This window comes from Mesorhizobium sp. M4B.F.Ca.ET.017.02.2.1 (assembly GCF_003998955.1).
GTDB classification, from domain to species: domain Bacteria; phylum Pseudomonadota; class Alphaproteobacteria; order Rhizobiales; family Rhizobiaceae; genus Mesorhizobium; species Mesorhizobium abyssinicae.
Genome location: NZ_RZOF01000002.1, coordinates 16346 through 29159, shown reverse-complemented (window position 1 = coordinate 29159; position 12814 = coordinate 16346). Strand labels below are relative to the sequence as shown.

General features: G+C 61.8%; 11 protein-coding genes. 10 read left to right on the top strand and 1 reads right to left on the bottom strand.

Features of this window, described 5'->3' with window-relative positions; genetic code table 11:
* The first annotated feature begins 103 nt into the window (after positions 1-103).
* From EN738_RS00640 to EN738_RS00620, 5 genes are all read left to right on the top strand, one after another.
* Complete coding sequence (locus tag EN738_RS00640; RefSeq protein ID WP_127282012.1) at positions 104-1957, top strand: heavy metal translocating P-type ATPase; 1854 nt, start codon at positions 104-106, stop codon at positions 1955-1957.
* Between the two features lie 33 nt (positions 1958-1990).
* Positions 1991-2440 carry a thioredoxin TrxC gene (gene trxC, locus EN738_RS00635; RefSeq protein ID WP_127282011.1) on the top strand — a complete coding sequence of 150 codons (450 nt, stop codon included), beginning with the start codon at positions 1991-1993 and terminating at the stop codon, positions 2438-2440.
* Between the two features lie 13 nt (positions 2441-2453).
* Complete coding sequence (locus EN738_RS00630) at positions 2454-3698, top strand: MgtC/SapB family protein (protein WP_127282010.1); 1245 nt, start codon at positions 2454-2456, stop codon at positions 3696-3698.
* A 74-nt stretch (positions 3699-3772) separates the two neighbouring features.
* Positions 3773-4159 (top strand): hypothetical protein, encoded by a 387-nt coding sequence (locus tag EN738_RS00625; RefSeq protein WP_127282046.1) that lies wholly within the window; start codon positions 3773-3775, stop codon positions 4157-4159.
* A gap of 32 nt (positions 4160-4191) precedes the next feature.
* Positions 4192-4782 carry an NAD(P)H-dependent oxidoreductase gene (locus tag EN738_RS00620; protein ID WP_127282009.1) on the top strand — a complete coding sequence of 197 codons (591 nt, stop codon included), beginning with the start codon at positions 4192-4194 and terminating at the stop codon, positions 4780-4782.
* A 58-nt stretch (positions 4783-4840) separates the two neighbouring features.
* Here the strand turns inward: EN738_RS00620 and EN738_RS00615 are convergent, their stop codons facing one another.
* Positions 4841-5335 (bottom strand): sulfocyanin-like copper-binding protein, encoded by a 495-nt coding sequence (locus EN738_RS00615; RefSeq protein WP_127282008.1) that lies wholly within the window; start codon positions 5333-5335, stop codon positions 4841-4843.
* A gap of 301 nt (positions 5336-5636) precedes the next feature.
* On the opposite strand from EN738_RS00615, the gene arcD reads away from it, so the two are divergent.
* From arcD to groL, 5 genes are all read left to right on the top strand, one after another.
* Entirely contained in the window at positions 5637-7103 is a 1467-nt protein-coding gene (arcD, locus tag EN738_RS00610) for an arginine-ornithine antiporter (RefSeq protein WP_127282007.1), read from the top strand.
* A gap of 10 nt (positions 7104-7113) precedes the next feature.
* A complete protein-coding gene (locus EN738_RS00605; protein WP_127282006.1) occupies positions 7114-8328 on the top strand; it encodes an arginine deiminase in 1215 nt (404 codons plus the stop codon).
* Positions 8329-8346: 18 nt separating this feature from the next.
* The gene (gene argF, locus EN738_RS00600) at positions 8347-9348 is read left to right on the top strand and encodes an ornithine carbamoyltransferase (protein ID WP_127282005.1); all 1002 of its coding nucleotides are present in this window, start codon (positions 8347-8349) and stop codon (positions 9346-9348) included.
* A 1-nt stretch (position 9349) separates the two neighbouring features.
* Complete coding sequence (gene arcC / locus EN738_RS00595; protein ID WP_127282004.1) at positions 9350-10291, top strand: carbamate kinase; 942 nt, start codon at positions 9350-9352, stop codon at positions 10289-10291.
* Positions 10292-11152: 861 nt separating this feature from the next.
* Positions 11153-12775 carry a chaperonin GroEL gene (groL, locus tag EN738_RS00580; protein WP_127282045.1) on the top strand — a complete coding sequence of 541 codons (1623 nt, stop codon included), beginning with the start codon at positions 11153-11155 and terminating at the stop codon, positions 12773-12775.
* Positions 12776-12814 lie beyond the last annotated feature (39 nt).

Here is a 12814-nt window from a genome sequence, read left to right as displayed (position 1 = left end):
GAAACCTGGTGGCCGGCGCTCCCCCGTTGATCGAGCGAGACCGGATAGGCGAAGACCCGGCTTCGCGACCTCCGGTGCCTTAGATAAAATCGGAAAGCATCGCATGAACGAGTCCGCCCTGCGACGCGCATTGCTGGTCATCGCCATCCTGGGCCTGGCCATCGGGTTATGGATCAGGCAATTCGGCTTTGGATCCATCGAGGCAGGCACGGTCTGGACGGTGGCGACCTTGCCCGTAGTGGTGGCACTCGCCATTTCCATCTTGCGCGACTTCTGGATCGGCCGTTTCGGTGTCGATGCGATCGCGCTGGTCTCAATGTCCGCGGCACTGCTCCTGGACCAGCCCTTGGCCGCAGTTGTGGTGGCGATAATGTATGCTGGCGGCACAGTGCTCGAGGATTTTGCCCGCGGTCGGGCCGAACGGAACCTTAAGGCCCTGACCGACCGGGCGCCGCGCGTCGCACATCGAAAGTCGGCACAAATTACAGATACGATCTCCGTGGATCAGGTTTCCGTCGGCGAAGAACTACTGGTGCGAGCCGGCGAATTGTTGCCTGTCGATGGGATCCTGCTCGATGCTTCGGCGTCTATTGACGAGTCGGCGGTAACAGGAGAGCCGCTGCCGGTACGGCGAAGCGCCGGCGATGCGCTGCGCAGCGGCACCCTCAATGCCGGCGAGCCCTTCAGCATGCGGGCTTCCGCTCTGGCTGAACAGAGTACCTATGCGGCGATCGTGCGCATGGTCGCCGCGGCGCAGACTGCGAAAGCGCCGTTCATCCGCATGGCCGACCGCTTTGCCCTGTTCCTGTTGCCAGCCACCCTACTGGTCTCGGGTACCGCATGGTATGCTTCCGGCGATCCGATCAGGGCGCTTGCGGTTCTCGTTGTCGCGACGCCTTGTCCGCTCATCCTTGCAGCCCCTGTCGCCTTCATTGGCGGCGTTTCGCGCGCCGCGCGTGCCGGCATCTTGATGAAGGGCAGTGCGGCATTAGAAGCCCTCGCGCAGGCGCGCACCGCGATTTTCGACAAGACCGGGACCTTGACCATCGGTGGCGCCGAGCTCGTCGAGATCGACGTTGCACCCGGCGACGAAGCTGACCAGTTGCTGCAGTCATTGGCATCGTTGGAGCAGGCCTCGCACCATGTGCTCGCCGACTCGATTATCCGCGCGGCCCGCGGCAGACAGCTGATGCTTTCACATCCGCATGGCGTCCATGAATATCGCGGAGCGGGCTTGAAAGGGCAGGTTGGCAATGTATCGGTCCTTGCAGGATCGCGAATGCTGGTGCTCGCCGGCAGGCCGCTGCCCCGCTGGACGCTATGCGGTGAGGAGCAATACCGGAACGAGCCCGTGCTCAGGGTCTTCGTGGCGTTCGACGGGCGCCTTGCCGGCGTATTCACCTTCGGAGATGCCCTGCGTGCGGATGCTCGCGATGCGCTCGGCACCCTCCGCTCCGCCGGCATCGAGCGTATGGTCATGCTCACCGGCGATGACGGCGCCGCGGCAGAGCGAGTGTCGGCATTGCTTGGCCTCGATGCCGTCATCGCCGATGCAACTCCGGCGAAAAAGGTTGCGACGGTCGAAGCCGAGAAGGCCCTGGCACCGACAATGATGGTGGGCGACGGCATCAACGATGCCCCTGCCCTCGCCGCCGCAACGGTCGGCATCGCCTTGGGCGCCCGCGGCGCTACCGCCTCTTCCGCAGCCGCAGACATTGTCGTTTTGACCGACAGGCTGCAGCCAGTCGCCGAGGCTGTCGGGATTGCCCGGCGAACACGGACGATTGCCCTGCAAAGCATCATCGTCGGGCTGGCGCTTTCGGGGATGGCAATGGCAGCGGCGGCCATGGGACAGATCACTCCGGTTGCCGGAGCACTGCTGCAAGAGGGGATCGACGTGGCGGTAATCCTGAATGCGCTACGCGCCCTGGGCAATGGACATCTCGGACGCCGATGACCGATGATACGAAGCGGATGGATGGATAGCACCATGACGCAGCAGGATTTGGCGGTTTGCAGCAAATGCGGCGGGGTCAATCGCCTGCCGGCAATCCGCGATGCCAAGGCTGCGAAATGCGGAAAGTGCGGGAACAGGCTGTTTTCTGGTCATCCTGAGGACGTCGATGCCCAGGTTTTTGATCGACAGATCACGCGAAGCAATCTGCCCGTTGTCGTCGATATCTGGGCACCCTGGTGCGGCCCGTGCAAGATGATGGCACCGGCCTATGAAGCGGCAGCGCAGGAACTGGAGCCGCATGTCCGGCTGATCAAGCTGAATTCGGACAGGGAACAAGCCGTCGCTGCCAGGCTTGGTATCCGCGGCATCCCGACCATGATCCTGTTCCACGGCGGGCAAGAGGTTGCGCGCGTCTCCGGCGCGATGAGTGCTAGGCAAATCGTCAGGTGGGTTCGCGACCACCTGCCGATGGCCACAGCCTGAGAGCCGCAACCTCATGGATACGCTCATAGCCCGGCTCGGACTCGCCTTGGCAATAGGTCTACTCGTCGGATTGGAGCGCGGCTGGCGGGAGCGCGATGCACCCGATCGCAGCCGGACGGCCGGAATTCGGACGTTCGGCATATCAGGCCTACTCGGCGGCATTGTGACAGCTCTGGCCAACGCGCTTGGCGCTGTATCCGTTCTGGTCGGCGGGTTCATCGCCTTTGCGGCAATCTTCGCCTGGTACAAGGCACGCGAGGCGGCCCACGACGAGGATTTCAGCGTTACGAGCGTCATCGCCGGCCTAGGCGTCTTCGCGCTTGGTGCGCTTTCGGTCGCCGGTGACTATCGGGCCGCGGCGGCTGGCGGGGCAGCTCTCGCGGCCGTCCTTGCAAGTCGCGAAATCCTGCACGGTCTCTTGCGGCGTCTGACCTGGATTGAACTTCGTTCGGCCTTGATGCTTGCGGTGATGACCGCGATCGTTCTGCCGTTGCTGCCAAATCGCACGATGGACCCATGGGGTGGGTTCAACCCTTGGGAGGTCTGGTTCCTCACAGTGCTGATGGCCTCGATATCGTTCGCCGGCTATGTGGCCATCCGCGTCCTCGGTGGTACGCGCGGCCTGCTCGTCAGTTCGCTCGCCGGTGCGGTCGTCTCCTCCACCGCGGTGACCATGACCCTTGCTCGCAGTGCCGCTTCTGCCGCCAATCCTCTGCCGCTCGCGGGCGCGGCTTCGCTTGCCGCGATGGTTTCGATTTTGCGCGTTTGCACTGTAGTTCTGGCCATCGAGCCAAGCCTATTGGCCACGGTCGGCATGCCGGCCCTTGCCGCGTCGGTCGCATTCGCCCTATGCGGAATTTTCCTGCTGACCAACCATGGCCGGGATCCAGAAAAGGGCACCCCGGCGCGCAATCCATTTGAGCTGGGCCCACTGCTGCTGTTTGCCATGCTTTTCGCGATCGTTTCGACCGCAAGCGCCGCGTTGGCAGCTCAGTTCGGCGGACACGGGTTGCTGGCGAGCTCAGCGCTTGCGGGAATGTTCGATGTCGACGTTTCAGTGCTGAGCGCATTGCGTTTGGTGAAGCATTCGGTCTCCGTTGAAGCCGTCGGCCTGGCGGTGCTGACAGCACTCACTGCAAACGCGATCGGCCGCCTGTCGCTGGCGGCATTTGCTGGTCCAGTGAGGTTCTGGCTGCCTCTGGCTGGCATCACGCTGGTCGCAGCGGCAGCAGGCTGTTTCACCATGCTTGTGCCCTAACGAGAACTCTCCTTTGACACGGATCAAGGCTGGCACCCGTGGCCGCGCTATGGATCACATCAAAGGAGTTCGCGATGACCAGTTTGCAGGACCTCACCCCGAAATTCCGCCATGTGCGGTTGCTGCTTGCTCGCGAGAAGGGTCACCCGGAAGGGGATCGCGAGGAAGGCTATGATGTACTTGCTCCCTTAACCAGCGAAGGCAGGATTGACGCGGAAGAATGGAAATCGCACCGGGCCGCCTGCCGCGTGCGCCGTTTTTGCACTGGCGAGGACGACTTGATCGGCCGCCTCCGCCGCAAGCCGGGCGGGCAATGGTATTTCGACTATGCCGAAGGCGATCGCGATGACGAGACCGGTTTTCATCTTGGCGACGAACGCTTCGTGACAGGCGAATATGTTTCGATCGAACGCAACGGAGCCATGCACACCTACAAGGTGGCAAGGGTCGAGCGCCCGTAACACCGCCACGCCAGGCTTCCCAGGTGCAGACCATGTCGCGTCGCATCCTCATTGTGGTCGGTCATCCCGACCCATCCCCCGACCGGCTCTGTCGCTCTCTTGCGCAGGCCTACGCCGAGGGGGCGGAGCAGGCACAGCACAGCGTCCGCCGGATCGATATCGCGGCAATTGATTTTCCAGTGCTGCGGACAATGCAGGAATTCGAACACGGCGCCGTCCCCAACAGCCTCCAGCATGCCGCTGAAGCGATTGTCTGGGCGGAGCATATCGTGTTTGTCTTCCCACTCTGGCTCGGGACCATGCCGGCTTTGCTCAAGGCATTTCTGGAACAGGTCATGCGGCCGGGGACCGCCTTTGCTTACCCGGACAAGGGCGGCGGCTTTGCCAGGACGTTGCTTCGTGGTCGCTCCGCTCGCGTGGTGGCAACGATGGGCATGCCGTCCGCTCTCTACCGGCTTTGGTTCTTCAGCCACGGGATCGCCGGCATGCGGCGAAGCATCTTGCATTTTGTCGGCATCAGACCGGTGCGGGAGACCCTGTTCGGGATGGTCGCGGGCGCCAGCGACAGGACCAGAGCAAGGTGGATCGGGCAGATGCGCAAGCTAGGGGAGCGAGGGCTATAGCATGGCGATCCGCAAACCGGGACATTTCTGCCCCCCACAGGGGCCGTTTCTTCAGGGCCTATGGATCGACGGTGAATTCGGCCCACATGCCGGCGCCATAGTGACCAGGCACGTTGCAGATAAGCAGGTATTTTCCTGCCTTCAGTTCGACGGTCAATGTGCCTGATTTGCCGGGATCAAGCTCAGAAACCTCGCCCTTGTCACCAGCTCTGTCTTCATCGACCCTGTTCTCTGCCTCGAGGTAAGGAAGCGGCTTGCCGGGATCGGCGAGGTACATCACTATCATTTCGTGAACGGTGTCTTTGGAGTCGTTGGTCACCTTGAATGTGACCTCTCCGGCCTTCACCGCACCCGGCGAAGCCTTGATACCCATGGTCGCCTTGGTGAGATCGAGTCCTGGCGCTGCATAGGCGATCCCCGTCGGCATCTGCACCTCCGCGCCCTTGTCCCACAGCGAAATCTGGACAAGCGTCGCAGCCTGGGCTCCGCGATCGCCGACCATCAGCATTGCAGCAGCCAGCCCGAGCGCTATTCTCTTCAATATGGTTTTCATGGCGAACCTCCTTCAGGACGGCGGCAGAAAGCGCTCTACGTCCTGATTGTCATCCTGTTCGCGGACTCCCGCGCCGTCCTTGCGCCAAATCAAACTGATCGGCGCGACTCATTAGCGGCGCCGGTGCAACTGCCAGCCAGTTTGAGGGTGTAGATCGGTGCCGTGACGGATCATCAGGTAATGCCCGCCGGTTGGGCTTTACGGCCGCGCGCCAACCATTTGCCACTTGACCCACGTCAAGGCCTCCGACCTGTTTCCTGTTCAATATCCCCCATCAAAGTTTCAAATTGGGGAGAGCATCATGGCTACGGCTGGAATCGATATCCCGATCCGAAAAGTCACGTCGACGACTTCTGCCAAGCTTCGACTGGGTTCCCTGACCGCATTGGTAATCGGCTCGATGGTGGGCTCCGGCGTGTTCAGCCTGCCGCAGAACATGGCGACCGGCGCCGGCCCTCTTGCGATCCTGATTGGCTGGGCGATCACCGCGGTTGGGATGCTGGCGCTTGTTTTCGTCTATCAGTCGCTCGCGGTAAGGCGACCAGAACTCGACGCGGGTCCCTACGCCTACGCCAAGGCCGGCTTCGGTCCCTTCATCGGCTTCAACAGCGCCTGGGGTTACTGGATCAGCGCCTGGGTCGGCAATGTCTCCTATGCGGTGATCGTGTTCAGCGCTTTGTCCTACTTCTTTCCAGCTTTCGGCGACGGCAATACCTGGCAGGCGGTGCTCGGCGCGTCTGTCCTGTTGTGGCTGATCCACGTCCTGGTTCTGGCAGGCATCCGTCAGGCAGCAGTCGTCAACTTGGTCGTCACGGCGGCGAAGATTGCTCCTGTGGTGCTGTTTGTCGGGATCGTCGCTGTGGCTTTCAAGCTTCAGGTCTGGTCTCTCGACTTCAGCGGGCTTGGCAACGCCAGTCTCGGCTCGATTGCCGCACAGGTGAAGAGCACGATGCTGGTGACGCTGTGGGTCTTCATCGGCATCGAGGGAGCAAGCGTATTTTCAGCCCGTGCGGAACGCCGCAGCGACATCGCGAAGGCGACTGTTCTCGGATTCTTCACCTGCCTCGCTCTCTACGCGCTGGTTTCGCTGCTGTCGCTCGGCATCCTCAGCCAAACTGAGCTCGCCGCGTTGAAGAACCCCTCCATGGCAGGTGTCCTGGAGGCGGTTGTCGGACCGTGGGGCGCCATCCTCATCAACATCGCGCTTGTTGTGTCCGTGGTCGGCGCGTTCCTGAGTTGGACGCTGCTTGCCGCGGAAATTCCGCACGTTGCCGGCAAAGACGGCACGATGCCGAAGTTCTTCGGCCACGAGAGCGAGCGGGGCGTGCCGTCGACCTCGCTCCTGATCACCAACCTGCTCGTGCAGGCGTTCCTGGTTATCACGCTGTTCGCACAGAGCACCTACCAGGCACTGTTCTATATCGCGTCGGCAGCCATTCTCGTACCTTACATCTTCTCCGGGGCCTACGCGGCCAAGCTCGCATTGACCGGAGAGAGTTATGAGAATGGCGAGCAACGCGCTGGCCCCCTTTTCGCTGGCATATTGGCGACAGTGTACGGCCTGTGGCTCGTCTACGCGGCAGGACCGGCATATCTGTTCATGTGCGCGATCCTTTATGCGCCCGGCATCATTCTCTACGTCTGGGCACGTCGCGAAACCAACCAGCGTGTCTTCCATCCTGTGGAAGCTGCTGTCGCTGCAGCCCTCGTCGCTGTCGCCATCCTGGCCGTCTACGAGATGTGGACCGGCGCTATCAGCCCGCTCTGAAGGACGCACGATGACAGGCCTGGGAGTCCATTCCGAAGTCGGCCGCCTGCGCGAGGTGATGGTCCATCGACCGGACCTCAGCCTGCGCAGGCTCACGCCCGAGAACTGCAAGGCGCTGCTGTTCGACGACGTATTGTGGGTCAAGCGCGCACGCCAGGAACATGACGTCTTCGTCGATGCGTTGCGCGAACGCGGCGTGGTGGTGCACTCCTTTGGAGAGCTCCTTGCGGAGGCCATGACCATCAGCAAGGCGCGCGACTGGCTTCTCGATCGCCGGGTCCATCCCGGTGTCGTCGGACTGGATATGGTCGACGAGTTGCGTGGATGGCTAAACGACATGCCACCGGAGCAGCTGGCGTCCTTTCTAGTCGGCGGCATTGCCCGTGCCGAGCTTCCTTTCCAGCCGAAGGGACTGACCGGAAGGACACTTGCTCCCCAGGACTTCGTGCTTCCGCCGCTGCCGAACCAGCTTTTCACGCGCGACAGTTCCTGCTGGATCTACGGATCAGTTTCGGTCAACGCCATGTACTGGCCGGCGAGGCGCCCGGAGGCGGCCAACGTGGAAGCAGTGTACCGCTTCCATCCCCGTTTTCGCGACAGCGGCCTCCCCTTCGTATCGCCAGGTTTGGGAACAGGCACCAGTCTGGAAGGTGGAGACGTGATGCCGATCGGCGGCGGAACAGTGCTTGTCGGAATGGGAGAACGTACCACGCCGCAAGCCGTGGGCGACCTCGCACGCAGCCTGTTCGCGGCCGGTGAAGCGACACGCGTCATCGCAGCCCTGATGCCGCGGGACCGCAGTTTCATGCATCTCGACACCGTCTTCACCTTCTGCGACCGCGACCTGGTGACCATGTACCCGCCGGTGGTCGACCGCCTGCGAACCTTCTCTCTGCGACCGGGCGATGGCGAGGCGGCCGTCGAGGTCACGGATGAGACGGAGCCTTTCACGGCAGTGGTTGCAGAAGCGCTTGGACTGAATTCGCTGCGCATCATCGCCACCGGTGGCGACCGTTACGAGGCCGAGCGCGAGCAATGGGACGACGGCAACAACGTCGTTGCCGTCGAACCCGGCGTCGTCATCGGCTACGACCGCAATGTCTATACCAACACGCTGCTGCGTCGCGCCGGGATTGAAGTGATCACCGTTGAAGGCGCTGAACTCAGCCGTGGTCGGGGCGGCGGCCACTGTATGACCTGCCCGATTGCCCGCGATCCGATTTGACCGGAAAGGAAATTCCCGATGTCGATCAACCTTCACGGCCGCTCGGTGCTCACGCTCGACGATCTCACGGCCGACGAGATCCGCTTTCTTCTGAAACTGGCCGCCGACCTCAAGGCGGCCAAGCTCGCGGGCCACGAGATACCGCGTCTCATCAGGAAGAATATCGCGCTGATCTTCGAGAAGGACTCGACGCGCACCAGAACCGGATTCGAGGTGGCGGCCTATGATCAGGGCGCCCACGTCACCTATTTCGGCCCCACCGGCAGCCATATCGGCCACAAGGAATCCATGAAGGATACAGCGCGCGTGCTCGGCCGCATGTACGATGCGATCGAGTATCGCGGTTTTGGCCAGCACCAGGCCGAACTGCTTGCCGCGCACGCGGGCGTGCCCGTCTACAACGGCCTTACCGACGAAGCGCATCCGACACAGATCCTCGCCGATTTCATGACCATGCGCGAGTTCACGCACAAGCACCTTTCGGACATGACCGTCACCTTCGTCGGCGAAGGACGTGACAATGTCGCGCTGTCGCTGGCACTGGGCGCAGCCAAGGTCGGCATCGACATGCGCATTGCCTCGCCAAGGGAACTTTGGCCGGACGAGGAATTCTGCGCCCATGTCAGAGACCTTGCAGCACAAAGCAGCGGCCGCTTCAGGCTGGACGAAGACGTGATGGGCTGCGTCCAGGACGCCGACTTTGTCTACACCGACGTGTGGATGTCGATGGGTGAGGACAAATCGGGCTGGGCCGAGCGTATCCGCCTTTTGACGCCCTATCGGGTCACGAGCGAAGTGATGGCTGCCGCGGGCAACCCTCATGTCATGTTCATGCATTGCCTGCCGGCATTCCACGACACCGACACCGAGATCGGCGCGTTCATCGCGAAGGAGTATGGCATCGACTGCATGGAGGTCACTGACGAGGTGTTTGAATCGGGCGCATCGATCGTCTTCGACCAGGCCGAAAACCGCATGCATACGATCAAGGCCCTGCTCGTCGCCACGATCGGCAACTGAGATGCTGATCGTCGTTGCACTCGGAGGTAACGCGCTGCTGCGCCGCGGCGAACCGATGACCGCCGAAAACCAGCGTGCCAACATCAAGCGCGCCGCATCCGTACTCGGGGCACTCGTCGGCGAAGGGCACTCGATTGTAGTCACGCATGGCAACGGCCCGCAGGTGGGGCTTCTGGCCCTCCAGGCGGCGGCCGCTCCGGATGGCGGCGCATTCCCACTCGACGTCCTTGGCGCTGAAAGCGCTGGCATGATCGGCTATGTGATTGAGCAGGAGCTCGGCAACCTCTTAAAGGAAAGGCTGTTCGCGACGCTGCTGACGCAGGTGAAAGTCGACCCGTACGATCCGGCTTTCGCTCACCCGACGAAGCCGATCGGCCCGGTCTATGACGAGGACACAGCACATAGGCTTGCCAACGAACGCAGCTGGCAGATCGCGCCCGATGGCGATAAGTGGCGCCGGGTCGTGCCCTCGCCCAGGCCGCTGGAGATTCTTGAAGGCTCCGTGATTTCGTTTCTCGTCGAACGCGGCGTCATCGTCATTTGCACGGGCGGCGGCGGAGTTCCGGTGATAGCGCGGGACGACGGCAGCCTGTGCGGCGTAGAAGCCGTTATCGACAAGGATCTGGCGAGTTCACTTCTCGCGCGCCAGCTGAAGGCCGACATGCTGCTGATGCTGACCGATGTCGATGCGGTCTATAGTGGCCACGGCACCGCCACCGCCCGCGCGCTCCGTCGGGTTGCAACGACCGAGATATCGGGGCGGGATTTTGCGGCCGGCTCCATGGGGCCGAAGGTCAGCTCCGCAATCGAGTTCGCTGATGCAACGGGCAAACCTGCAGCGATCGGCAAGCTCGATGATGCCAGCGAAATCGTCAGAGGAGAGCGCGGCACGCGGTTCGAAGCCGCCGCTCGTCCCGCTCAGCCTTTCAAAGGGACTGCCTGAGCCCCCGCCGTCGCGAAATAACGGGCTGCGTCTTTTGCCATCCGGCCAGTACACCAGCGCGCGTATGCATTCGCAAAGATCAGGCCAAGCCAACGGGACGGTTCCGCCTCCGGCAGGTCGTATTCGATGAAGACTCGAAGCCGGGACCCTCTCGCCTCGGGCACTATTTCGAAACCCATCCGATAGCGGCCGATCACCCCATAGACTTGGCGCTCCGATGGTCTCCCAGACCTTCAGTTTGGGCGGCGTCCGGATTGTAACCACCTGTTCGGCGGACAGCGCAATTCCAAGTATTTTTCCATGGAATCCGAACTTGGAGCCGATCAAGCGGGCTTCGCCTGCATCGAATTCGTAGTGCATTTTCGAACCGAGCATCATCCATGACGAGGTGCTCATATGAGCACCCAGATGCCTGTGGTCATCAAGATAGGCAAACACGGTCTCAGCCGCGCGTTCTATTCCGACGATAGTCTCGTTGGAGCGGGACATTGCTGGCATCGTCTCACCTCCGGGTTCGTCCTAACGCGCGCGAACACGCCGCCCATGTTCATCGGGATGTGCATGACACTGTGGGTTTTCGCTTTCACAAACCGCTTGCCCTTGAAGTGCAGGTGCTACCGTCCCAGCCCTCGGGATTGAACCTGGGGCAGCAACCCGTGGTATTCACGCTGTCGTCGTATCGGGGCGTTTCATTCGTCCGCATGGTCCTCCTCCAGATTGGATCGATCCCATCACGCAGGTAACGCGTCCCGTCGTCATTGATCTTCGTCAACATGGCCCTTGATCGCGATTGATACGTATCAAGGCCGACCGACGGGATGCCTGTTAGCTCAGACTGGCCAACAGATTTCGGAGACGGTCATGGCCCATAAACAAGTACTGTTCCGCTCAGCCGCGCGCGAAAAGATCCTTCGCGGCGCGACACAGCTCGCCGATGCCGTGCGCGTGACGCTCGGGCCGCGCTCGAAATCTGTACTGATCGAAAAAAGATGGGGTGCCCCGATCGTTTGCAACGACGGGGTGACGATCGCCAAGGAATTCGACCTGAAGGACCCGGAAGAAAATCTCGGCGCCAGGATGCTGAGACAAGCAGCCGAGAAGACCGGCGATATGGTTGGCGACGGCACCAGCACATCGACCATCCTCGCTCACGCGATGTTTGCCGATGGAGTTCGCAATGTCGTCGCCGGCGCCAGCGCGATCGACATCAAGCGCGGCCTCGATCGCGCCACCAAGCGCGCGATCGAGACACTCAAGCAAATATCTCGACCGGTCTCGACCCGGCGCGAAAAGGAACAGGTGGCCACGATCTCGGCGCACAACGACACGCTCATCGGCCAGTTGGTTGGCGAGGCGATGGAAAAGGTCGGCGGTGAAGGAGTCATTACGGTCGAAGAGTCGAAGACCACTGAAACCGTTCTGGACGTCGTCGAAGGCATGCAGTTCGATCGCGGGTTCCTTTCACCGTATTTCGTGACCGATCCCGAGAAGATGGAAGCGGTCCTGGAAGACGCGCTGGTGCTGATCGTGGAGAAGAAAATCGCTTCGCTGAACGATCTCATCAAGTTGCTGGAAGCCGTGGCCAAGTCGGGCTCGCCTCTGCTGGTTGTCGCCGAAGAAGTCGAAGGCGAGGCGCTTGCCACGCTCATCGTCAATCAAATCCGGGGCACCTTCAAGAACTGTGCAGTCAAGGCGCCCGGTTTCGGCGATCGGCGCAAGGCTATGCTGCAGGACATAGCTGTGCTGACAGGCGCTCAGGTCATCTCCGAGGATATTGGCCTCAAGCTCGAAAATGTCACGATGGCGCAGTTGGGGCGTGCCAAACGCGTGGTCGTCGATAAGGACAACACGACGATCATCGGCGGTGGCGGAGACGCCAAGGCAATCAAGGGTCGCGTAGAGCAGATCCGGCGCGAGATCGAGAGCACGACCAGCGACTACGATCGCGAAAAGCTGCAAGAGCGGCTGGCTAAGCTTGCCGGCGGTGTTGCCGTCATAAAGGTCGGGGCTCCAACCGAGGCCGAAATGAAGTCGAAGAAGGAGGCACTAGACGACGCTATCAGCGCCACCAAGGCTGCGGTTGCCGAGGGCGTGGTGCCTGGCGGCGGGCTTGCGCTGCTGCGCTGCATCGCCACGGTAGCTGATGAAGAAAAACTGTCCGAGGGCGACGAGAGGACCGGCGTGCAGATACTCCGGCGCGCTCTCGAAACGCCTGTCCGGCAGATTGCCGAGAATTCGGCTGTCGACGGTGGCGTAGTTATCGCCAAGATGATCGAGGGGTCGGGAAACTTTGGCTTCGATGCTGGACGCAAAGAGTATGTTGACCTCGTCGAAGCCGGCATCATCGATCCAACCAAGGTGGTGCGCATCGCACTTGAAAACGCCGTCTCGGTCGCCAGTGTTCTGCTCTTGACCGAAGCGACCATGACGGAAATCCCGGAACCGGCCAAGGAGCGTGCTCTCGAACCGGAAATGACGATGTAGGTCGTGCGCCGGGCACCCTCCATAGGTCGAAAAGGCGAT